General features: G+C 69.3%; 21 protein-coding genes. 10 read left to right on the forward strand and 11 right to left on the reverse strand.

Going from position 1 to position 20,751, the window contains the following annotated elements:
• Positions 1-94 precede the first annotated feature (94 nt).
• The 3 genes from JOM49_RS30080 (at position 95) to lexA (ending at position 2,772) form a co-directional block, all read left to right on the forward strand.
• A complete protein-coding gene (locus tag JOM49_RS30080) occupies positions 95-1,603 on the forward strand; it encodes a glycoside hydrolase family 43 protein (RefSeq protein WP_209667554.1) in 1,509 nt (502 codons plus the stop codon).
• Positions 1,604-1,669: 66 nt separating this feature from the next.
• Positions 1,670-2,113 (forward strand): PPOX class F420-dependent oxidoreductase, encoded by a 444-nt coding sequence (locus tag JOM49_RS30085; RefSeq protein WP_209667555.1) that lies wholly within the window; start codon positions 1,670-1,672, stop codon positions 2,111-2,113.
• Positions 2,110-2,772 (forward strand): transcriptional repressor LexA, encoded by a 663-nt coding sequence (gene lexA / locus JOM49_RS30090; RefSeq protein WP_209667556.1) that lies wholly within the window; start codon positions 2,110-2,112, stop codon positions 2,770-2,772. Before JOM49_RS30085 ends, lexA begins: the two co-directional genes overlap by 4 nt.
• Before the next feature lie 564 nt (positions 2,773-3,336).
• On the opposite strand, the gene JOM49_RS30095 is transcribed toward lexA, so the two are convergent.
• Positions 3,337-3,711, reverse strand: a complete 375-nt coding sequence (locus JOM49_RS30095; protein WP_209667557.1) for a DUF5997 family protein — start codon at positions 3,709-3,711, stop codon at positions 3,337-3,339.
• Between JOM49_RS30095 and JOM49_RS30100 the strand changes: the two genes are divergently transcribed.
• Positions 3,710-4,450, forward strand: coding sequence for a LysR family substrate-binding domain-containing protein (locus tag JOM49_RS30100; RefSeq protein WP_209667558.1), 741 nt, complete (start codon positions 3,710-3,712; stop codon positions 4,448-4,450). The two genes, JOM49_RS30095 and JOM49_RS30100, sit on opposite strands and share 2 nt — an antisense overlap.
• Here JOM49_RS30100 and JOM49_RS30105 read toward each other — a convergent pair.
• Together JOM49_RS30105 and JOM49_RS30110 are read right to left on the reverse strand one after the other, a co-directional pair.
• Positions 4,447-5,628 carry a lipase family protein gene (locus tag JOM49_RS30105; RefSeq protein ID WP_209667559.1) on the reverse strand — a complete coding sequence of 394 codons (1,182 nt, stop codon included), beginning with the start codon at positions 5,626-5,628 and terminating at the stop codon, positions 4,447-4,449. The two genes, JOM49_RS30100 and JOM49_RS30105, sit on opposite strands and share 4 nt — an antisense overlap.
• Before the next feature lie 29 nt (positions 5,629-5,657).
• Positions 5,658-7,226, reverse strand: a complete 1,569-nt coding sequence (locus JOM49_RS30110) for a GMC oxidoreductase (protein WP_209667560.1) — start codon at positions 7,224-7,226, stop codon at positions 5,658-5,660.
• Positions 7,227-7,338: 112 nt separating this feature from the next.
• Here JOM49_RS30110 and JOM49_RS30115 point away from each other — a divergent pair, with 112 nt between their 5' ends.
• Positions 7,339-7,902 carry a TetR family transcriptional regulator gene (locus JOM49_RS30115; RefSeq protein WP_209667561.1) on the forward strand — a complete coding sequence of 188 codons (564 nt, stop codon included), beginning with the start codon at positions 7,339-7,341 and terminating at the stop codon, positions 7,900-7,902.
• A 251-nt stretch (positions 7,903-8,153) separates the two neighbouring features.
• On the opposite strand, the gene JOM49_RS30120 is transcribed toward JOM49_RS30115, so the two are convergent.
• On the reverse strand, positions 8,154-9,002 hold the full coding sequence (locus tag JOM49_RS30120) for an SGNH/GDSL hydrolase family protein (RefSeq protein ID WP_209667562.1): 849 nt from the start codon (positions 9,000-9,002) through the stop codon (positions 8,154-8,156).
• Positions 9,003-9,102: 100 nt separating this feature from the next.
• Between JOM49_RS30120 and JOM49_RS30125 the strand changes: the two genes are divergently transcribed.
• The gene (locus tag JOM49_RS30125) at positions 9,103-9,717 is read left to right on the forward strand and encodes a TetR/AcrR family transcriptional regulator (RefSeq protein ID WP_209667563.1); all 615 of its coding nucleotides are present in this window, start codon (positions 9,103-9,105) and stop codon (positions 9,715-9,717) included.
• Here the strand turns inward: JOM49_RS30125 and JOM49_RS30130 are convergent.
• Together JOM49_RS30130 and JOM49_RS30135 are read right to left on the reverse strand one after the other, a co-directional pair.
• Positions 9,714-10,628, reverse strand: a complete 915-nt coding sequence (locus JOM49_RS30130) for an IS481 family transposase (protein ID WP_209667564.1) — start codon at positions 10,626-10,628, stop codon at positions 9,714-9,716. The two genes, JOM49_RS30125 and JOM49_RS30130, sit on opposite strands and share 4 nt — an antisense overlap.
• A 115-nt stretch (positions 10,629-10,743) precedes the next feature.
• Positions 10,744-11,160: a Rid family hydrolase gene (locus tag JOM49_RS30135; protein WP_209667565.1), complete on the reverse strand. Its 417-nt coding sequence runs from the start codon at positions 11,158-11,160 to the stop codon at positions 10,744-10,746.
• Between the two features lie 92 nt (positions 11,161-11,252).
• On the opposite strand from JOM49_RS30135, the gene JOM49_RS30140 reads away from it, so the two are divergent.
• The 4 genes from JOM49_RS30140 to JOM49_RS30155 are packed head-to-tail and all read left to right on the forward strand — an operon-like array spanning position 11,253 to position 14,823.
• Positions 11,253-11,714, forward strand: coding sequence for a MarR family winged helix-turn-helix transcriptional regulator (locus tag JOM49_RS30140; RefSeq protein WP_209667566.1), 462 nt, complete (start codon positions 11,253-11,255; stop codon positions 11,712-11,714).
• 19 nt (positions 11,715-11,733) lie between these two features.
• Positions 11,734-12,651: a dihydrodipicolinate synthase family protein gene (locus JOM49_RS30145; protein WP_308158924.1), complete on the forward strand. Its 918-nt coding sequence runs from the start codon at positions 11,734-11,736 to the stop codon at positions 12,649-12,651.
• Positions 12,648-13,784 (forward strand): mandelate racemase/muconate lactonizing enzyme family protein, encoded by a 1,137-nt coding sequence (locus tag JOM49_RS30150; protein ID WP_209667567.1) that lies wholly within the window; start codon positions 12,648-12,650, stop codon positions 13,782-13,784. The genes JOM49_RS30145 and JOM49_RS30150 overlap by 4 nt, the downstream gene beginning before the upstream one ends.
• Positions 13,785-13,830: 46 nt before the next feature.
• Complete coding sequence (locus JOM49_RS30155) at positions 13,831-14,823, forward strand: alpha/beta hydrolase (protein ID WP_209667568.1); 993 nt, start codon at positions 13,831-13,833, stop codon at positions 14,821-14,823.
• An 11-nt stretch (positions 14,824-14,834) separates the two neighbouring features.
• Here the strand turns inward: JOM49_RS30155 and JOM49_RS30160 are convergent, their stop codons facing one another.
• The 5 genes from JOM49_RS30160 to JOM49_RS30180 are packed head-to-tail and all read right to left on the reverse strand — an operon-like array spanning position 14,835 to position 20,724.
• Positions 14,835-15,719, reverse strand: a complete 885-nt coding sequence (locus JOM49_RS30160) for a crotonase/enoyl-CoA hydratase family protein (protein WP_209667569.1) — start codon at positions 15,717-15,719, stop codon at positions 14,835-14,837.
• A 25-nt stretch (positions 15,720-15,744) separates the two neighbouring features.
• Entirely contained in the window at positions 15,745-16,074 is a 330-nt protein-coding gene (locus JOM49_RS30165) for a hypothetical protein (RefSeq protein WP_209667570.1), read from the reverse strand.
• 41 nt (positions 16,075-16,115) lie between these two features.
• The gene (locus JOM49_RS30170; RefSeq protein WP_209667571.1) at positions 16,116-17,171 is read right to left on the reverse strand and encodes a hypothetical protein; all 1,056 of its coding nucleotides are present in this window, start codon (positions 17,169-17,171) and stop codon (positions 16,116-16,118) included.
• Positions 17,168-19,483, reverse strand: coding sequence for a hypothetical protein (locus JOM49_RS30175; RefSeq protein WP_209667572.1), 2,316 nt, complete (start codon positions 19,481-19,483; stop codon positions 17,168-17,170). Before JOM49_RS30175 ends, JOM49_RS30170 begins: the two co-directional genes overlap by 4 nt.
• Entirely contained in the window at positions 19,480-20,724 is a 1,245-nt protein-coding gene (locus tag JOM49_RS30180) for a hypothetical protein (RefSeq protein ID WP_209667573.1), read from the reverse strand. Before JOM49_RS30180 ends, JOM49_RS30175 begins: the two co-directional genes overlap by 4 nt.
• Positions 20,725-20,751: the final 27 nt, after the last annotated feature.

A 20,751-nucleotide genomic window follows, 5' to 3' on the forward strand; every position in this document is an offset into this window, starting at 1 on the left:
CCACCGGGCGGCCCTTGACCGGCCTGTGGGATGTCGTGCAATCTTTTCCGAAGTTGTTCGTTGTTGTTGAATAAGGTGCAGGAGCAACCCAAAGATGACCGCTTCCCGGTTCAGATCCGCTTCTCGGGCACTCGCCGCTCTGCTCGTCTCCGGCGCGATGGTGGCGGGGCTCGCACCCGCCTCGGCCGCACAGGTCCCGGACTACGGCACCGCCGAAGCAGGCAACCCGTTCGTCGACGGCTGGTACGCCGACCCGGACGTGGCCATCTACGACAACACCTACTGGGTCTTCCCGACGACCTCGCGGGTCTACGCCGAACAGACGCACCTCGACGCGTTCTCGTCGAAGGACCTCGTGCACTGGACCAAGCACAGCAACGTGCTGACCACCGAATCCGTGTCGTGGGCGAAGTACGCGGTGTGGGCACCGGCGCCGATCGAGCGCGACGGCAAGTACTACCTCTACTTCGCCGCCAACGACATCCAGAGCGACTCCGAGCACGGCGGCATCGGGGTCGCCGTCGCCGACCGGCCGGAAGGCCCGTACTCCGACGCGCTCGGCCACCCGCTCATCGACGCCTTCCACCACGGCGCGCAGCCCATCGACCAGGACGTCTTCATCGACGACGACGGTCAGGCGTACATGTACTACGGCGGCTGGGGCCACGCGAACGTGGTCAAGCTGAACGAGGACATGACCAGCCTCGGCACCTTCGAGGACGGCAGCACCTACCGCGAAATCACCCCGACGCCGGAGTACGTCGAGGGCTCGCAGATGTTCAAGCGGAACGGCAAGTACTACCTGATGTGGTCCGAGGGCGGCTGGACCGGGCCGAACTACTCGGTGTCCTACGCCATGGCCGACTCGCCGCTCGGGCCGTTCACCAAGCTGGACAAGGTGCTCGCGCAGGATCCGGCGGTGGCACGCGGTTCGGGGCACAACTCCGTGATCAACGTGCCCGGCACCGACATCTGGTACATCGTCTACCACCGGCGCCCGCTCAGCGAGACCAACGGCAACCACCGCCAGCTCGCCTACGACCGGATGAACTTCAACGAAGACGGCACCATCGCGCGCATCACGATGAAGGTCGAGGACAACTTCGCCGACGACAACACCTTCGGCTGGAAGACCTACGGCGGGCAGTGGACGGCGAAGGCCGGGCAGCTGCGCGCGGACCGCTCGGCGGGCGGGAAAGCGTTGCTGGACACCAACTTCGGGAACTTCACGCAGGACACGGACGTGCGGCTGACCTCCAGCCGCGGGGACGCCGGAGTGATCTTCCGGGCGACCGGCGCCGCGGTGGGCACCGACAGCTACCGGGGCTACTACGCCGGGATCACCGCGGCGGGCCGGGTCGTGCTCGGCCGCGCCGACAACTCGTGGACCGAACTGGCGTCGGCTCCGGTGAGTGACGCGATCGGCAAGCCCCACCACCTCCGGGTGACCGCGGTCGGCTCCTCGATCCAGGTGTTCGTCGACGACCTGACCACGCCGAAGCTCAGCGTCACCGACACCACCCACGCCAGCGGCTCGAACGGGGTCCGGGTGTTCGGCGCTTCGGCGTTGTTCGACAACGTCGAGGTCCGCCCGGCGGGCTGAGTGTCGATCGCGGGTGACGCCGTTCGTGTAGGAAGTACAGATTCCGCGCGAAGGGAGTCATCCGCGATGGCGTTCAGCGAAGAAGAGCTCGCCTATCTGCGCTCGCAGCCGCTCGCCCGGCTGTCCACCGTCTCGGCGGACGGGCAGCCGGACGTGGTGCCGGTGGCGTTCGAGGTCGACGGCACGGGGTTCTGGATCGGCGGCGGCGCCACCGTCGTGCACACCCGCAAGGTCCGCAACGTCGCGGGCGGGCACGACCAGGTGGCGCTGGTCATCGACGACCTGGTGTCGATGGAGCCGTTCATCGCCCGGGGCATCCGGGTCTACGGGCACGCCGGGGCGCCGCAGGAACGGGTCGGCATGGTCGGCCCCGGGGTGTACCTGCGGATCACGCCGACGGTGTCGTGGAGCTGGAACCTGGCGGGCGAGCCCGTCGGCGCGCGGTGGTACGAGGCGGTGCGCAGGGTGCATCAGGTCCACAGTGGAGGGGGTTCTAACATTCCGGGGTGAGCGCCTACCACGATTTCGACGACCTGGAGTACCTGGACGCCTCGGCCCTGCCGGAGCGGCAGCAACGCATCTTGGTCACCATCCAGGACTGGGTGAACCGGCACGGGTACTCCCCCAGCAACCGCGAGATCGGGGACGCGGTGGGCCTGCGGTCCTCGTCGTCGGTGTCGAAGCACCTGGCGGCGCTGGAGGAGAAGGGATTCCTGCGGCGGGGCAGCTCGGTGTCGCGGCCGATGGACGTACGCCTGTTCCTGCGCGGCACGCACCGCCCCGACGCGGACGGCGACTCGGTGAGCGTCCCCGTGGTCGGGCACATCGCCGCGGGCACCCCGATCTCCGCCGACGAGCACGTCGACGACGTCCTGACCCTGCCCCGGCAGTTCGCCGGGCGCGGCACCGTCTTCGGCCTGCAGGTACGGGGGGACTCGATGATCGACGCCGCCATCTGCGACGGGGACACCGTTGTGGTGCGCCAGCAGCCCGAAGCGCACTCGGGGCAGATCGTCGCCGCCATGATCGACGAGGAGGCCACCGTCAAGGTGTACCGGCGGCGCAACGGCCACGTCTACCTGGAACCCCGGAACCCGGCCTACGAACCCCTCGACGGAGACAACGCCGTCATCCTCGGCGTAGTCGTCTCCGTCCTACGCACCGTCTAACCCCCCGCATACGACCCCCACGCTCACGCACCCGAACCCCACGTTCAGACACCCGAACCGCACACTCAGGCACCCGAACCCCGCGTTCAGGCATCCGAACCCCACACTCGCGTACGCGAGTTCCACACTCAGGCACCCGAGTCACGCACTCGCGCAGCCGAGTTCTGCGTTCAGGTAGCCGAGTCCTGCGTTCCGGCGTCCGAACTCGACGTTCGGGGCGCGAGCGCTGCGCGACTGCCCCATGGGTTCCCACCCCCGAACGCAGAACTCGGGCGGCCTGAATCTCGGACACGTGTGCTCGAGTGTGGGGTTCAGCCGTCCGAACGTTGAAGTCGCGTGCCTGAGTGTGCGGTTCGGCTTCCTGAACGTGGAATTCGCGCCCTCGAGTGCGGGACCCGCCCCCCGCCAACGTAAGACTCGACTGTCCCCAACGTGGAACTCGGCCGTCCGAACGTCGAACTCGGCTGCCTGAACGTAGGAATCGGCTACCTGAGTGTGGGGTTCGGGTGCCTGAACGTGAAGCTCGCGTGCGCGAGTGTGGGGTTCGGGTGCCGGAGGGTGGGGTTAGGGGCGCGGGGTTTCTTTGGCGCGGGCGGCTTCTTTGCGGGCTTCGGCTTGGATGGCGCGTTCGCGCGTGAGCCACTCCGGGTTTTCCGCTTTGAGCGCGTCGATCTGTTCGGTGGTCAGCGGGTCGGTGAGGCCGGCGCGGGCGAGGCCGCCGATCGAGATGCCGAGTTTCGCGGCGGCGACCTGGCGGGGGTGCGGGCCGTTGCGGCGCAGGTCCCGCAGCCACTCGGGCGGGTCGGCCTGCAGGGCGTTCAGCTCGTCGCGCGAAACGACACCCTCTTGGAACTGCGCGGGGGTGGCTTCGAGGTACACGCCCAGCTTCTTCGCCGCGGTCGCGGGCTTCATCGTCTGGGAGGTCTTGTGCGACGTCATGCGGTCCAGGGTAACCAGCCCGATCACGCCCGGTAATCTGGCCGCCGTGACCGAATCGTTCAGCCTCGCGTACGTGCCGGGGGTGACGCCGGGCAAGTGGGTGCGGATCTGGGCCGAGCGCCTGCCGCGCACCCCGCTGCACCTGATCCAGGTGACCCCCGCCGAAGCCGAGGCGAAGGTCCGCGACCGCGAGGCCGACGCGGCCCTGCTGCGCCTGCCGATCGACCGCACCGGCCTGCACGCGATCCCGCTCTACACCGAGACCACCGTGGTCGTGGTGCCGAAGGACCACTTCACCGCCGCCGCCGAGGAAGTGTCCATCCAGGACCTGGCGGGCGAGGTCCTGCTGCACCCGCTGGACGACACCCTCGACTGGCCGCGGCCCCCCGGCGAACTCGCCGCCCACCGGCCGGCCACCACCGCGGACGCGATCGAACTGGTCGCCGCCGGGGTCGGCCTGCTGGTGGTGCCCCAGTCGCTCGCGCGCCTCCACCACCGCCGCGACCTCACCTACCGGCCGCTGACCGACGCCCCCGAGTCACCGGTGGCGTTGTCGTGGCTGGAGGAGGAGACCACCGACCTGATGGAGCAGTTCATCGGGATCGTGCGCGGCCGGACGGTCAACAGCACCCGCGGCCGCCAGCCCGAACCCTCCCCGGTGAAACGCAAGAAGCCGCAACAACAACGCACCGGCGGGGCTCCCAAGCCGAAACGTGGGAAGCCCCGCCGCCGCTCCTAGCAGTTGTTCTTCACCGGCTTGCCCGCGAACCGCTCGCCGAGGAAGCCGAGCACGCTCCCGGCGGAGAACACCAGCGTCGTGACGTGCTCCCCGACGAAGATCCCCCAGGTCACGTCCACCCCGGCCGCGCAGTACTTCGAGCGCAGTTCCTGGGCCTGCGCCAGCGGGATGATCTCGTCGACGATGCCGTGGAACAGGTAGATCGGTGCCTCCGGCGTCCGATCGCCGAGCTCGTTCTCGTCCAGGCGCGCCTGCCAGTCCGGTTCGGCCAGCGGGTTGCTGGTGGTGTAGTCGGCGATGTGCCCGAAGGCGTAGCCGAACACCGCGTCGACACAAGCGCCCTGCTGGGTTTCGTACAGCTCGCGGCCCTTGTCGTTGAGGTACGCGGGCAGGTCCAGTTCCGGGTAGGCCGCGTCCAGGCCCAGCGCGGACAGCAGCAGGAACCCGAAGCCGATGCTGCCGTCCAGGTACTGCGACACCGCGGTCAGGTCGGCGGGTGTGCCACCCGCGGTGATGGCGGCGACGTCGAGTTCCGGGGCGTACTCGGGCGCGAGTTCCCCGGCCCACGCCGCTCCCCCGCCGCCCTGCGAGTACCCGGAGAACGCCACCGGGCCACCGGCTTCGAGCCCGGCGGCGGGCAGCCGGGTGGCCGCGCGGACGGCGTCGATCACCGTCCGGCCTTCGGACTGCCCGACCACGTAGGTGTGCAGGCCGGGTGTGCCGAGCCCTTCGTAGTCGGTGATGGCCACGGCCCAGCCCCGCTGCAGCATCGCGTCGATGAACAGCGGTTTCTCGTAGTCCGGCTGGAACTTCGACGGCGCGCACGAGTCGCCGATGCCCCGCGTGCCGCTGGCCACCGAGACGATCGGCCGCTCGCCGTCCCCGGTCCACGCCTTCGACGGCACCAGCACCCGCCCCGACACCGCGATCGGCGTGCCGGTGGCCGAGGTCGACCGGTAGAGCACCAGGTACCCCCGGACGCCGGACTGCCCCGGCAGCTGCCGCCACCAGATCACGTCACCGTTCTCGCCGGCGGGCAACGGGCTGGGTGGGGTGTAGAAGGCGTCGCCCGGCGGGCCCTGCGGTGGGTCGGCGGCCAGCGCGGGTGCGGCGGACACCGTCAGCGCGGCGATCACCACCACGACGAAGGCGCGCCACGTCTTGCGGAAACTGCGCATCGGAGAACTCCTCGTTGAGTCCGGTTACCTCAGAAAACGCGGTCGACCTCGGTGGTGACCAGGCGGTCCAGCGCCCGTTCGGCCACCGCGGCGATGGTCATCGACGGGTTGCAGGCGGCGGTGGTGCCGGGCATCAGCGCGCCGTCGAGCACGTAGAGCCCGCGTTGCCCGAGCACGCGGCCTTCCAGGTCGCAGACCGACTCCATGGCGGCACCGCCCAGCGGGTGCCAGGTGGTCGGCGCGATCGCGGTGGTGTCCACCAGCACGCTCAGCGGACCGGCGATCCGCGAGATCCGCTCGTGGATGCGCCGGCTCAGTTCGCGCTCGGCCCCGGCGGGCCAGTGCAGGACGATGTCGTCCTTGGCCGAGTCGTAGACGAACCGGCCGCGGTCCTGGCTGATGCCGAAGCCGACGAGCATGGTGGTCCGCAGGTCCGGCAGCGGCGGCAGGGACGCCTGGATGACGGTGTTCGCCAGCGCCGGGTCGTCCCACTCCTTGCTGCCGTAGACCACCGGGCCGCCCTGCGGCGCGCCGAAGTCGTCGGCGAGGTCGGTCCAGGTGTAGATCCGGTCGCCGTTGCTGCCCCAGCCGCTGCCGAGGCCGTCGGGCAGGTCGGGGATGCCACCCTTGGCCGCCGCGCGCATCAGCAGGCGCGTGGTGTTCGCCGTGCCCGCCGCCAGCACGAGCGCCTTCGCGGTAAGCACCTTCTTCTCCAATACCGTGCCGCGCGTGTTGATGCGGTCGACGGTGATCTCCCACCGGCCGTCCGCCGCCTTCGCCACTTCGGTGACGTTGTGCTGGGTCGCCACCGTGCAGAGCCCGGTGGCCTCCGCGGCGGAGAGGTAGGTGACGTCCACCGAGTGCTTGCCGCCGTTGTTCACGCCGAGCGCGCAGTCACCGTTCGTGTAGGACGGCTGCATTTCGCCGTCCAGCTCGCGCAGCGCGTAGTCCCAGTCGATCGGCATCGGGATCTTCGACACCGCGTAGCCGGCTTTCTCGGCGCTGCGGGCGAAAACCCGGGCGGCGGCGTAGGTCTTGCTCGCGATCAGCTCGTCCGGCGCGGTCCGGACCCGCAGCATCCGCGCGACACGCGGGTAGTAGACGCGGTCCATTTCGGCGTAGTCGAGCTGCTCGGGGAAGCAGGTGTTGAACAGCTCGGCCGTCGGCTGCAGCGTCATGCCCTGGTACACCAGCGATCCACCGCCGACGCCCGCCGCGCACATCATGCCCATGCCCTTGCCGGAGACCTGCTCCAGCAGCCCGGTGTACGGCTCGAACGGCACGGACGGGATGCCCGGCAGCGAGGGCGCCGAGCCCAGCCAGAACATCCGCTTGTCCGGCGAGGTGGCGTGCGGGAACGTCTCGGCGTCCGGCCCGGTCGGCCAGCGGCGCCCGCGTTCGAGGACCAGGACGGGCACGCCCGCCTGCGCCAGCCGCAGTGCCGTGACCCCGCCGCCGAACCCCGAGCCGATGATCACCACGCGGTGCTCCTCGCGGGTGAGGGGCACGCGGGCCGAGGCCCGGCCGGCGCCGAGCAGCGACAGCCCGGTCGCGGCCGCGGCACCGGCCAGGACGGAACGGCGGCTCACGGTAGGCATAGGCGGGTCCTCCTGGGAGACGAGCGGTGATTACCGAGGGCAACCGTAGGGGGACTAAGCGAGAGAGTGAATGGATTGCCCGTCTCACTACTCATGAGTAGCCTGTAACTCCATGCGCTCCGTGCCCCCGGCAGCACCCCGGCGCGTGGACGCTCGCCGCAACCGGGAGACGATCCTGCGCGCGGCCGACCAGGCGTTCACCGAGAACGCCGAAGTGGTGGCGCTGGACGAGATCGCGCGCCGCGCCGGGCTCGGCCGGGCGACGGTCTACCGCCACTTCCCCGACCGCAAGGCACTCGGCCTGGCGGTGGCCGCTGAACACCTGGCGGCGCTGAAGAAGGTGGTGCGCCAGCGCCGGTCGTTCCGCGAACTGCTGCACACCGTGCTCTCCATGCAGGCCGAGCGGCGCCCGCTCGTCCGCCTGTTCCGGGAGCTGCCCGAGCGCAGCCAGCGCCAGTTCACCCACGCGCTGATCGCGGTGCTGCGGCCCGCCTTCGACGAGGCCCAGCGCCAGGGCACGCTGCGCCGCGACATCCAGCCCGCCGACCTGGCGCTGCTGTTCGAAATGCTCGAAGCCGCGCTCACCTCGGGCCCGGCGCCGATGGACCGCGCGGAACCGGCCCGGCGGCTGGTCGAGGTGCTGCTGGACGGCCTGTTCCAGGACGCGCGGACCTGACCCCCATCGCGGTCCACAGTGGATTGTGGTGCGAACGACCGACAGTGTGGGCGGGGAAACCGCGCTAGCGTGACCGCGCGGTCGAGGAACCAGCGCGCTCACGGTGACCTCGATCGAGCCGGGCGTGCCCGCCGACGACGGCGACGAGCACCCCGGGAAACCGGTCCTGTGGGGTTTCTGAATCCCACCGGGGGAACCTGGCCGGCTCGCGGGGGATCCGCCCCCCAACCCTTCGCGAGCCGGCCGGAACCTCAGCCGAGGTGGGCCAGCACCGCCCCGGCGCTCGCCTTCATGCCCGCCAGGTTCGGGTGGATGGGCGCAGCCAGTGAGGTCGGGAACAGCCCCTCGACCCACTTGGTGCCCGGCGCCTGACACACGTCGTGGCCTCGGGTGAAGGTGTCGACGTACTCCACCCCGTGGCTCTCGGCCTGCTCGGCGACGACCTCGTTGAGCGCCTGCTCCACACCGTCCAAATAGGACACATCACCCGCGGCGATCGGCACGATCGGGAAGCAGCCGCCGCTTTCCGGCAGGATCGCCGGGTAGCCGACGAGCACGATCCGCGCCTGCGGCGCCCGCGCGCGGATGCCGTCGATCGCCGCGCCCAGCGTGGGCGCGAACTGCTCGAACCGCTCACGCAGCTGGTCCGTGCCGCCCGCGGTGTAGTGCTTCTCGCACGGCGCGCCCGCCGGGTTCGTGACCGCGAGCAGGCTGCAGGTGATCACGATCTCCCCGAAGCCGACGTCGTTGCCGCCCATGCCCATGGTGACCAGGTCCGTGTCCTCGGTGAGCGCGTCGTACTGCGGTGGGACGAAGCCGAACTGGTGCCCGGTCAGGTCCCGCGTGGTCGCCCCGCCGCAGCTGACGTCGGTGAATTCGGCCACGCCGAGGGCGGCGGCCACCAGCGACGGGTAGTTGTGGTCCGACCGCAGGCACGGCAGGGACACCTGGTTCGGGATCAGCGGGCCGGAGGTGAAGGAGTCGCCGAGGGCGACGTACCGGCCGGTGGGCTCGGCGGCGGAGGCCACCGAGGGGACGAGCAGGGCGGCGGCCAGTGCCACCGCGGCGGGCAGGGCGAAACGACGTCGTTCCGAGACCATGGTCAGCTCCGAGGGGTGAGGTGGGTCACGCGAACGCTACTGACGGGTTTGAATTTCGGTCAACACTTTGACCGGGATTCAACCCGGGTAGGGTGCGCAGGTGACCAGGCCTTCCCGCGGGCGCCACCCCGATCCCGAGCGCGCGCTGCTCGAGGCCGGGAGGCGGTTGTTCGCCCGGCGCGGCTACGAGGCGGTGTCGATCGACGAGATCGCCGCCGAAGCCGGGCTGGCGAAAGGGCTGCTGTACTACTACTTCACCGGGAAACGGGCGCTGTACCGGGAGATCGTGCGTGCCGCCGGTGACGCGCTGGCGGACCGGACCGCGCCGGACCCGGCGCTGCCGGCGGGCGAGCGGACCGCGGCCGTGCTGGACGCGGTGATCGCGTGGGCCAAGGAGTACGGGGAAAGCACCCGGTTGCTGCTCGCCCAGCACACCGGCGCCGACCCCGAACTGCGGGCGATCATCCAGGCGGCACGCGACCGCCAGGCCGAGATGATGCTCGAGGGACTGCGGCAGACGGGCGCCGAACTCGGCAAACCGCCGCTGCCCGAGACCCCGGTGCTGCGCCATGCCGTGCACGGCTGGATCGCCTTCGTCGAAGCGGTTCTGACGCAGTGGCTGGAGAAACCGGACATCAGCGAAGACCGGCTCCGCGAACTGCTGCTGCGTGCGGCAGGCGGCGCGCTGTCCGCCGCCCGCCGCACGAGCGCCTAGCTGTATTGCCCTGATGCGTTGTTGACGCGGGTGATGGGTGGTTGGCCTGCGAGTGCGGTGTGGGCTCGGTGGTGGTTGTAGGTGTGGAGGAAGTCGGGCAGGGTGTCGGCGCGTTGCTTGCTGCTGGTGAAGGTGTGGGCGTAGGCCCATTCTTCGGTGAGGGTGCGGTTGAAGCGTTCGGCTTTGCCGTTGGTTTGGGGCCGGTAGGCGCGGGTGAGGCGGTGGGTGGCGCCGATGTCGGTGAGTGCGTGGGCGAAGGCGCGGGAACGTCGGTAGGCCATGGCGTTGTCGGTCATGACCCGTTCGATGGCCGGGATGCCGTGGGCGGCGAGTGCTTGTGCTGCTCGGCGCAGGAAGTCCGCGCAGGTGGTGGCGGTCTCGTCGGGGTGGATCTCAGCGTAGGCCAGGCGGGTGTGGTCGTCGATGGCGCAATGGACGTAGTCGTAGCCCGCCCGTGGTGCGCGGCGGGCGGCGTGGCGCTGGGGGCTGTCACGGCCGTGGGCGCGCCAGCCGCCGCCGTCGCGTATCCGGCCGAGTTTTTTGACATCGACGTGGACCAGTTCGCCGGGGCGTGCGCGTTCGTGGTGGCGGGTCAGCACCCGGTGCACCGTGGAGGCGTGCAGGCCCAGGATGCCGGCGATCCGGGCGGGGCCGAGCCGGCGTGAGCGGCGCAGGGCCAGGATCGCGGATTCGGCCTCGGCCGTGGTGCGGCGGGGGCAGTGACGCGGGCGGCTGGACCGGTCATGCAGGCCGTGTTCGCCCTCGAGCCGATAGCGGCGGACCCACTTGTGGGCGGTCGCCCGGGACACTCCCATTTCCGCGGCGACGTGCGCGACCGGGCGCCCCGCGGTGACCCGCTGCACCAGCAGCCGCCGCCCATACACGGTCAACCGGGCATTACGGTGGGACATGAAGACCTCCGTTGTGCGGTAGAAGGCGTCAGACACCTCCACCCCACACGGAGGTCTTCCTCATGAACAACCCGACGCGCCGCTCAACCGTCAACAACGTCCATGGTCACTACACCTAGCCCACGAGCGCGGTGACCCGGATTTCGACCCGCATGTTCGGCGCGCCCAGGGCGGGCACCCCGATCTGGGTCCAGATCGGCGCGCGGTCGCCCATGCGCTCGCGCATCTGCTCCACCATCACGCGGCCGTGGACCTCGCCGATGAAATCGGCTCCGGGCTCGGGGATGTGGTAGGAGTTCACGCTGACGACGTCGCGCCAGGTCGCGCCTGCCGTGGCCAAGGTGCGCTCCACGTTGTCGAAGGCGCGGACGATCTCCTTCTCCAGGTCGGCCGGGAAGGTGAACTCGTCGTCCCACCCGCCCTGCCCCGAGATCTCCACGCGGTCGCCGACGCGCAGCGCCTGGTTGTAGTGCATGTTCTTCAGCTGCGTGTCGCCGTATCCGGGCGTGGCGAAGAACTGCGGCTCACTCATGGGGCACCCTCTCGATTGACTTCAACGTTGAAGTCAACCTAGCACGGATTCACTTCAAGCGTAAAGTCATCGGCGGTGGGTATGGTTCCGCCATGGACGAGTCGCTGTGGCTGGACCCGGCCGAGAAGGAGGCCTGGACCGGACTGATCTCGCTGGTGCTGTTGCTGCCCGGACGGCTCGAAGCGCCGCTGCAGCACGACGCCGGCCTGACGCTGTTCGAGTACCTCACCCTCAGCCACATCTCGGAGGCACCCGAGCGCCGATTGCGGATGAGCGAACTGGCCTACCTGGCGAACGGCTCGCTTTCGCGGCTTTCCAACGTGGTCAAGCGGTTCGAGCAGCGCGGCTGGGTGGAGCGCTCCCCTGATCCCGACGACGGCCGGTACACCCTCGCCGCGCTCACCGACAGCGGTTACGAGGTGGTGGTCGCCGCCGCGCCGACCCACGTGCGCGCGGTGCGCCAGTTCGTCCTGGACCCGCTCACCGCCACCGACCAGCAGGCACTGGCCCGCATCGCGGAGAAACTGCGGGTACGCCCCATCGATCTCGAATGAGCACCGGGAGGGCCGCCTCGTGAGCAGTCTGGCCGACCGGCTGGCCACCGTGATCGGCCTCCCGGTGGTGCCCTACGACGCCGGGGGCGCGGTCGACCACGGCCTGGTCACCGCGCTGGCCCGGCGGCTGGTCGCCCACGGCGTGCGCGTGCTGACGCCCAACGGGAACACCGGCGAGTTCTACGCGCTGACCCCCGCCGAACGCCGTGCCGTGCTGACCAGCGTGTGCGCGGCCTGCGGGCCGGGCACCACGATCGTCGCGGGCGTCGGGTTCGACCTCGGCACGGCGGCCGAAGACGCCCGGTTCGCCCGCGACGCCGGGGCCGACGCGATCATGGTCCACCAGCCGGCGCTCCCCTACCTGGCCGCGGCGGGCTGGGTCGAGTACAACGCGGCGGTGGCGGCCGCGGTCCCCGAACTGGGCGTGCTGCCCTACCTCAGCACCACCGCCGTCCGCGGTCAGCACATCGCCGAACTCACGCGCCGGGCCCCGAACGTCGTCGGGCTCAAGTACTCGGTGCCCGACCCGGTCGTCTTCGCCACCACCGCCGCCGAAGCCGGTGACGGTCTACTGTGGATCGCCGGGCTGGCCGAGTCCTACGCGCCCGCGTACTGGCAGGCCGGTGCCCGCGGCTTCACCTCCGGACTGGTCAACCTCGCACCCGCGCTCTCGCTCGCGCTGCTCGACGCACTGCGCCGCGATGACCGGGAAGCGGCGACCGCGGTGTGGCGGCGGATCCGCCCGTTCGAGGAGCTGCGGGCCCGCGACCGCTCGGCCGGCAACGTGTCCGTGGTCAAGGAGGCGATGCACCAGCGCGGCCTGTGCCGCCGCGAGGTGCGGCCACCGAGCCACGTGCTGTCCGAGACCGGCGCCCGCGAGGTGTCCGACGTGATTTCGCCGTGGCTGGGCGAAATCCCGGCGCTGACCGTCGCATGAGGATCGATCGGCTGGACACCTTCCTGCAGCGCGTCGGCGACCGCCCGCGGGTGCTGGTGAAGATCACCACCGACGAGGGCGTGGCGGGCTGGGCGGAGGTGTACAACCACGGCCCCGACCTGGCCGTGCCGCCGCTGCTGGACTACCTGTTCGCCCAGATCCGCGGGATGGACGCGACCCGCCCGGCGTTCGTCAACCGGTTCCTGCTGCAGTCGTGCCGGTTCCCGCCGGGCGCGCTCGGCCTGGCCGCGATCGCGGCGATCGACCACGCGCTGTGGGACATCACCGGGCACGCGCTCGGCGTGCCGGTGTACCGGCTGCTCGGTGGCGCGGTGCGGGATCGGGTGCGGGTGTACGCGGGGTTGTATTCGGCGCCGGACGTGGGTGAACTCCGCGAGCGGACGGCGGAACTGCACGAGCGCGACGGGTTCACCGCGTTCAAGCTGAGCCCGTACCGCCGCGATCCGCACCGCACGCGCTTCGGGCTGGTGGCGAAGGCGCTCGGCGACTACTTCGCCGACGTGCGGGCCACGCACCCGGACGACTGGGAGTTCGCCTTCGACGCGCACGCCTGCTTGTGGGAACCGCGCCAGGCGGTGGCGCTCGGCGCGGCACTGGCCCCGAACGAACCGATGTTCCTGGAGGAACCGCTGCGGCCCGAGCACATCCCGGCATGGGCCCGGATCCGCGCGGAACTGCGGGTCCCGCTGGCCACCGGCGAGTCGCTCTACACCCCGAACGAGTTCCTGGCGCTGCTGACCGCCGGCGGCGCGGACATCGTGCAACCGGACACCTGCGTGGTCGGCGGGCTGACGCAGATGACCAAGATCGCCGCCCTCGCCGAGGCGCACTACGTACCGGTCTCGCCGCACAACCCGCTCGGCCCGCTGGCCACCGCGGCGAACGTGCACTTCGCCGCGGCGACGGTGAACTTCGGCATCCTGGAATTCAAGCCGGAGACGGTCGGCTGGTGTCCCGACCCGTACGAACCGGTCGACGGGCACCTGGAACTACGGCCCGGCCGCCCCGGCTGGGGTGTGGAGATCGACGAAGCCGCGTTGCGCGCCGACGACTGGGTGCGCTGGCACCGGCGGGTCCCGATCCGGCCGGACGGTTCGACCGCCTGGATGTGATCGCGGGCTAACCTGGCGGCAACCGACCCCCGGAGGAGAACCGCCGATGAAGAGCAGGCTGGTAGTGGCCGCGATGTTCGCCGCCGGAGCGGCGGCGGTGGCACGCGGGGTACGAGCGCGGGCACGCCTGCTCGAAGCGGTGGCGCCCGAACTGCGCGGCCCGTCGATGCTGCGGCTGCCCCTCGCGCTCAAGTCGCGGACGATGCTGCGCCTCATCCGGCTCGCACCCATCCCCCCGGCGCCGATCCCCGACGGGGTCGAAGTGGAGCGGCGGCTCCTGACCAGCGGCATCGAGGTCTACGTGTACGACGTGCCCGGCCGCACGCGGCCCTCGGGCGCGCTGCTGTGGATCCACGGCGGCGGGTACGTGATGGGCGACGCGGCCACCGACCACACCGCGTGCGGCCGGTTCGCGCGCGAACTCGGCATCACCGTGGTCAGCGTGAACTACCGGCTCGCCCCGGAGGACCCGTTCCCGGCGGGCCTGGACGACTGCTTCACCGCGTTGCGCTGGCTGCACGAGCACGCGGGTGAGCTGGGCGTCGATCCGGCCAGGATCGCGGTCGGCGGGGAAAGCGCGGGCGGTGGCCTGGCCGCCGCGCTCGCCCAGCGCGCGCACGACACCGGCGACCTCCCGGTGTGCTTCCAGCTGCTGGTCTACCCGATGCTGGACGACCGGACCACGCTGGCCGAGCGGCCGGACGCTCTGGTGTGGACACCGGCGTCGAACCGGTTCGGCTGGGCCGCCTACCTCGGGCACCCTTCGGCCGCCGGCGAGGACCGCCCGTACGCGGTGCCCGCCCGGCGCGCCGACCTGTCCGGCCTGCCGCCCGCGTGGATCGGCGTGGGCGACCTCGACCTGTTCCACGACGAGGACCTCGCCTACGCCGCCCGGTTGACCGAAGCCGGGGTGGCTTGCCAGGTCGAAGTCGTCCCCGGCATGTACCACGGCGCCGTCTCGCTGGTGCCCGGCGCGCCACTGGTCGAAGCCTTCCGCGACAGCTCGATGCGGGCACTCGGGACGGCGATCACCGGCTAGACCCACCGCGCTCAGTCGCGGGTGGAGTCCAGCCAGTCCTCGTAAAAGGGAGGCATGTCCGACGCGCGGCTGGTGAACCGGGCGTCGCGCTTCTCACGGAAGGCGGCCACGCCTTCGGTTCCGTCGCCGATGCTGGTGTAGAACATCGCCAGCGAGTCCACCCGGTGAGCGTCTTCCGGGCCGGGGCTCGCCGGGTTGCGGCGCATCATCTGGCGGGTCAGCGCGACCGCCACCGCCGACCGGCCGCGGGTCCACCGGTCCGCCAGCTCCCTGGCCGCGTCGAGCAGGTCCGCCGGCTCGTGCACCGACCGCACGAGCCCGGCCTCGTGGCTCTGGGCCGCGTCGAGGATGTCGGCGCTGTAGGCGAGATCCAGCGCGGTGGGCAGGCCGACCACGCGCGGCAGGAACCAGGTCGACGCGGCTTCCGGGACCACGCCGAGCCGCCCGAACACGAGCCCGATGCGGGCCTTGGCCGACGCCAGCCGCGCGTCCATGGCCAGCGTCATCGTCGCGCCGATGCCGACCGCGGCACCGTTGATCGCGGCGATGACCGGCTTGCGGCAGTCGTGGATCGCCAGCGTCACGCGGCCACCGGTGTCCCGGATCCGGGCGAGTTCCGGGTCGTCGAGGTCCGCCAGGTCGGCGAAGCCCGGCGTGCGGTCGCCGTCCAGGCCGAACACGTTGCCCTCGGAACTCAGGTCCATCCCGGCGCAGAACGCCCGCCCCGCCCCGGTCACGATGACCGCGCGCACCTCGTCGTCGTCGTTGACCTCCACGAACGCGGCTTCGAGTTCCTCGGCCATGGTCACGGTGAACGCGTTCAACTGCTCGGGGCGGTCCAGCGTGATCGTGAGGATGCCGTCGCTGACTTCACGGGTGATCGTCTTCGTGCTCATGGACGCAGGTTAAGCCCTGTAGAAGTCATTCCGAGATTGCCACGGCCACCCTCCAGATGACGACGAACAGGCCGACGACGATCGGATGGACGGTGGTGGCTGCCCGTGCGAGTGATCGCAACACGAGGACGACGGCTCGATCTCCCGCCCAAGCGAGTCTCGCGACTCCGTCGCCGTACAGGTACGCCAACTGGGGTGGCGTTCGCCCGTCGAGCCGATGCCTCCTGCTGACCAAGTACTCCGGCAGTACCAGCAAGGCCGCGACCACCATGACGAAGTCTCGAGCGGGTTCGACGACGCTCCTCAGTGCGACGGGCAGCACGAAACGAATCGTCAAGCAGACCACCACGACCATGAGAACAGTGTTCAGGAGGGTGAGCGGGAACAGGGGCCACATCAGGTACCTCGCGCGCCGTTGGCGTGTGGACGTGACCCGTTCTGAGTCGGCGGCGGGCCCTCCGTCAGCCGGTCTTCGAAGGGGAGCGGCCTCGCCGTATCGGTGCCAGTGAGTACCCGGCTGATCGAGGCCTGCATCCAGTGCATCATCACCCGTACCTGGTCGTCGATCTGCCAGCGGTCGAGCGCGTCGGATTCGATGAGCCGGGTGATGAAATCGAAAACCTGAAGGCGGTGGGTATCTCGCTCCTGGACGAGCGCGTGGACCACGGATTCGACCTGCTGCGGATTCTGCGCAAGTTGCAGCGCGAACTGGTCGAGATCACCCTCCGCGATCAATTGCTTGAAAGCCTGGACCTCGGCTGCCAGCCGAACATTGCGCTCCTTCTGCTCGTCCATCCGCAGTCGCACGAACACCTTTGTGCGCAGGCCGTACTCTGCCTCCCACCAGGCACCGTCGATCCTATCGTTGACCGCCCGCTCCGCGGTTTCCACCGCTGCGGCCTCGAGTGCACGGCTCGACTGCCGGAGCGCTCCGAGAAGATCCGGTATGAGCACCGGCCGGATGTCCTCGATGCCCTTGGCGACCACGAGATTGGGCTTGGTCACCCGCCACTGGATATCCACCTCCGCGCGGAAGACGAATGCGTCGCCGAGGCTCGGCAGGGTGATTTCCAGGGAAAGCTGCCGCAATGAAAGATCGACTTCGTAGAGCGTGTGGTAGGCGCCCCACAGCAGTTCGCCAGCCGTTGGCTGCTTATCTCTCGAGAAACTGACCAACTTGCCACTTCCCTGAACGAACACCCGTGCGACCCATGGGCGCATCGCCGGTCGCTTGCGCATGAAGTTCAGCCTGCTGATCCGGCCATCACCCACGATGGGCGTGTACACCGACGCTTCCAGGGTGCGGATAGCGGGGTTGCCGTACTGGCCCATCGCGTCCCGCCAGCTTGGGTCCGGCTGTTGCACCCGCTCGACCACCTTCGACCGCTCCTGCTTCTCCTCTGTGGAATCTTCCGGCTGTTCGGTGTCCTCTTCGAGCCTTTGCTCACTCATTCGACCCTCATTTCATTTCGTGATCCGATCGCTGCGATGAGTCGGTCAGCGACCTCCGGCCGCAACGGATCCGCCCAGTCCTTCGTCAGCCGGTCGATCAGATAGGTCAGCCGTTGGGCATCACTCTGGTTGACCACGAGATGGACGAGGAAGTCCTCCAGCACCACGAGTAACGCTAGATCGTGTTCGCCCGAACGAACCCATCTCGCCAGGAGATACCTGGTCAGGTAGTCACCCTCCCTGGTGCGGAGAGCTTTCCTCAATAAGGCCGCGATCGGCTCGGTGAGCCGCGGATCCTGCCACTGCAAAGTCAGCAGCAACGGCCACTGTTGCGCACCACCGGGTAGGACGGGCCGCTCGTCCTCCACGGACATCTCGAGATAGTCCAGCTCGAAGCCGTAAAGGTTCGCCAACTGCCTCAGGCTCCGCAAGGCGAGACGGCGAAGACTACTCCGATCGCTGTCGAACCAAAGACGCAGGCGGTCGAGCACCTCGGTGATCTTGCCGAAGGCGAGCAACTTGGCCACACTGTGCGCGGCAATGCCGACGACGTCCCACTCCTCCCCATCGTCGAACACCACCTGGGTCTCCGATGGCGTGCCGAGCACACGCAACTCTTCGAGAGCGACGTCGATGTGCTCGCGCCCCAGTGTGAACCCGTAAGTCGCCGCCGCTGTCCAGCGAAGTGGCCGGTGCCCGTACCGCCGCCAGTTCTGAAGGCGTTCCATGATGGCCGGCTGGAGGTTGTCGTCCCTGGCGGCCTGGTCCAAGGCGATCGCGGCCGACCTCCTCCGAGTGAAGGCGGCCTCCTCCGAAAGGTTCGTCATCGCGTTGGGGCTGATCATTTTGGTGTAGCCGTGCGCGAAGTCACTCCGGCAGAGATATCCGGTCGCCTGCGCCGCGCGGACCCACAGCATCGGCCGGTGGTCCTTACCCAGGTCTAGCAACCACGAGTCGATTGCGGCTCGCATCCGCTGATGGGTCCGCCACACGTGGTCGAGGATGGCCGTCGGGTAACGCGGGTCGTGGAACTGCAGCAAGGGCATGGGAAAACGGGTACGACCGAAGGTCGCATACCCGTCGATGATCTTGGCTCGGAGGCCGGGCAGGCGACTCGCCTGATCATCGGCGAAGAACGACAGCCGTCGCTTTTCATCCTTGCCGGTGGCATCGACGAACTTGTCGCCCAGTATCTCGGCTGCCTCGGCGACCAGGGTGTATGGCGACTTGTTCAGTACCGCGAGCGCCACTCGGAAGGCACCGAGTCTCAGCGCGTCGTCCAGTTCCGGCCCCGGTGCGAGCCCCTGCAATGGGACGAACCATTCAGCGACCTGGTAGTGCACTGCTTGGGCAGCTTCCCACTCCACTTTTTCCTGGCTGATCTCCCCACGAGCGTGCTGGGCCAGCAGGGCCGCTACCCGTACCGATTCGAGTGGACGGGGGGATGGGCCCAAGGCTTCAGACGTCCACGCCGCCTCCTGCAGGAGAGTCAACTTGGCCTCGACATCAGCGGAATCCTCGGCGGTGACCTCGTGCTCAATGTGTTTCGCCAGCAGTCTCGCGGGATCGGGCGCAACGTATTCGAAAGCGTAGCCGCCGAAAACCTCGGCCCGGCGAGAGTCGGCCTCAGCGACCAGCACGCAATACGACGAGGCCTTCTCGAGCCGGTCGCGCAACCCGTCCAGGTTTTCCTCGGTCAGCCCACGGCTGACCCGACGAGAAACTTCGGCCACATATCCCGCCGATCTTTTCGGAAAGGCGCTGCTCGTGAGGGACTTGACATTCTTGCCGGTGTCGAGCCGGTACACCCGGCCCTTCGCGAGCTGGTCCAGCAGGTGCAGCGCCGTGGTGACCCGGCCGGTGCCCGGCTCCCCGCGCAACACGAGTAGCCGTCTCCGCTCCAGAGTTCTCGCCATTTCCGCATGCCCGTCGACCGGCAGGTAGCGCTTTCTGACCCACTCGAGCACATCCTCGCGGACCGAACCCGAGTTGTGGGCGACCTGGTGCCCCACGAAGATCTCGTACCGGTCCCCCACTTGCAGGTCGTTGATGTACGCGTGTTTTATGGACGCCTTGGGCCGGTACTGTGACAATTTCTTGGAGTAGAAGCGGTCGCCCAGGATGAGGGCGTCGTTTTCGGCGCGAGTATCATCGTCGGCCTGCGGCTTCTCGCCTTTGTCCGGGCCTTTCTGCGGACTGCCGTCCTTGGCGGGGGGCCTGCCGCCTCCCGGAGCCGGCGCGGAAGCCGGGGGAGGCGCTTGCGGCGGTGGTGTTTGCTGCGGTGCCGCGGCCGGCGGCTTGCCGTCGCTCATCGGCCCGTCCAGCCGAGACTGTTCATCGTCCCGACGACGAACGGCCCATGGAAGGTGCCGGTCCCGATCGTCGAAACAGGGCCGTGGTACGCACCATTGGGTATCGCAGGCGCCGTGGTGGCCGTGTCCTGGCTGAGTACAGCGGGCTCAGGAGGCACAGAGTACCCGGGAACCCGGAGCCAACCCCCAGAAGCTATGTCCACCTGCCGGTAGTCGCCCGACCGCACCATCCGGGTCACCGAACCCACGACAAAACGTCGGTACACCTCGTCGGACACCGCAATCACCACGGGTGTTCCGGCGGCCTCCAGCACCCCTGCAGCAGTTTCGGAATCGGCCAGTGCGCGGGCGGTCGGCAGGTCGCCCAGTGCCACACCGACCGCGACTCGCGTTCGTGGCGCCTGAGCTGCGAGTCCTTCCGCCAGATAGTGCAACCACACTCCCAGCACCCGCTCGACCGGCACGTCAACGTGCAGCGAAAGACCGACTCTGCCTTCTCTCTCGGCGGATTGAGTGGGAAGCGAGATCCCAGCCTTCTCGAAAGCCTCGGACACGACCGAGTCGATGAAACCCGGTATGTCCCGTGGAGTCCCGTCGAGACGCAGGCAGAGCGCCAACGCGGCAGGGCTGACCACTGCAGCGACCTGGTCTGCCGTCGCTCCGGGTACGCGCACCCACGCTTCTTCACGGAAGCCCTTTTCCACGACGTCCGCCTGGACCCGTACGAAGTCCTCCGCAGAAGACCGGACGAGGTTCTGCTGCACTGATCCCTTGAAGATCGCCTGGGACAACACCAGCACCAGGTTGCTACCGGGCAGGCCGGTCAAGGCGGCTCGCACCGACTCCGCATCGCGGAGCCGGCACGCGTGAACCGCTCCGTCCGAGGCGTAGCCGAAGGCCGCCGCGATCGCGCCACCGTGGTGGATCGCAACCCTGAGCCGTAGGCGCGCCTCGGGGCGTCGAGCACAGTTGAAGCGCGCGAGCTGATCGTCGAGCTCCTCCACGAACCGGTAGACCAACCGCTGTTCTGCTCCACCATCCGGGACAACAGCCAAGAAGCCGTCACCGCCAGCCTGGATCTGCCAGGTCGCCCGGTCCAGTCCCGCGATAGCCGCAGCGGCCGACACCGCGTCCGACAACGCTTCCTGGAGCTCCCACTGTTGATGCCCGTCTCTAGACCCGTACTTCCACGCGTCGACAGCCAGGAACAGTGCCCTGGAGAATTCCGTCTGCTTCAGCAACGTGCCCTCCTCTAGAAGATCACTCCG

The sequence above is a fragment of the Amycolatopsis magusensis genome (assembly GCF_017875555.1).
Classification (GTDB): Bacteria; Actinomycetota; Actinomycetes; order Mycobacteriales; family Pseudonocardiaceae; genus Amycolatopsis; species Amycolatopsis magusensis.

Coding starts and splice junctions, on each gene's coding strand:
- JOM49_RS30110 (WP_209667560.1), bottom strand. CDS start 7,226: ATGCCTACCGTGAGCCGCCGTTCCGTCCTGGCCGGTGCCGCGGCCGCG.
- JOM49_RS30170 (WP_209667571.1), bottom strand. CDS start 17,171: ATGAGTGAGCAAAGGCTCGAAGAGGACACCGAACAGCCGGAAGATTCC.
- JOM49_RS30080 (WP_209667554.1), top strand. CDS start 95: ATGACCGCTTCCCGGTTCAGATCCGCTTCTCGGGCACTCGCCGCTCTG.
- JOM49_RS30105 (WP_209667559.1), bottom strand. CDS start 5,628: ATGCGCAGTTTCCGCAAGACGTGGCGCGCCTTCGTCGTGGTGGTGATC.
- JOM49_RS30140 (WP_209667566.1), top strand. CDS start 11,253: ATGGACGAGTCGCTGTGGCTGGACCCGGCCGAGAAGGAGGCCTGGACC.
- JOM49_RS30160 (WP_209667569.1), bottom strand. CDS start 15,719: ATGAGCACGAAGACGATCACCCGTGAAGTCAGCGACGGCATCCTCACG.
- JOM49_RS30085 (WP_209667555.1), top strand. CDS start 1,670: ATGGCGTTCAGCGAAGAAGAGCTCGCCTATCTGCGCTCGCAGCCGCTC.
- JOM49_RS30175 (WP_209667572.1), bottom strand. CDS start 19,483: ATGAGCGACGGCAAGCCGCCGGCCGCGGCACCGCAGCAAACACCACCG.
- JOM49_RS30165 (WP_209667570.1), bottom strand. CDS start 16,074: ATGGTCGTGGTGGTCTGCTTGACGATTCGTTTCGTGCTGCCCGTCGCA.
- JOM49_RS30100 (WP_209667558.1), top strand. CDS start 3,710: ATGCGGTCCAGGGTAACCAGCCCGATCACGCCCGGTAATCTGGCCGCC.
- JOM49_RS30155 (WP_209667568.1), top strand. CDS start 13,831: ATGAAGAGCAGGCTGGTAGTGGCCGCGATGTTCGCCGCCGGAGCGGCG.
- JOM49_RS30135 (WP_209667565.1), bottom strand. CDS start 11,160: ATGAGTGAGCCGCAGTTCTTCGCCACGCCCGGATACGGCGACACGCAG.
- JOM49_RS30120 (WP_209667562.1), bottom strand. CDS start 9,002: ATGGTCTCGGAACGACGTCGTTTCGCCCTGCCCGCCGCGGTGGCACTG.
- JOM49_RS30150 (WP_209667567.1), top strand. CDS start 12,648: ATGAGGATCGATCGGCTGGACACCTTCCTGCAGCGCGTCGGCGACCGC.
- JOM49_RS30095 (WP_209667557.1), bottom strand. CDS start 3,711: ATGACGTCGCACAAGACCTCCCAGACGATGAAGCCCGCGACCGCGGCG.
- JOM49_RS30115 (WP_209667561.1), top strand. CDS start 7,339: ATGCGCTCCGTGCCCCCGGCAGCACCCCGGCGCGTGGACGCTCGCCGC.
- JOM49_RS30130 (WP_209667564.1), bottom strand. CDS start 10,628: ATGTCCCACCGTAATGCCCGGTTGACCGTGTATGGGCGGCGGCTGCTG.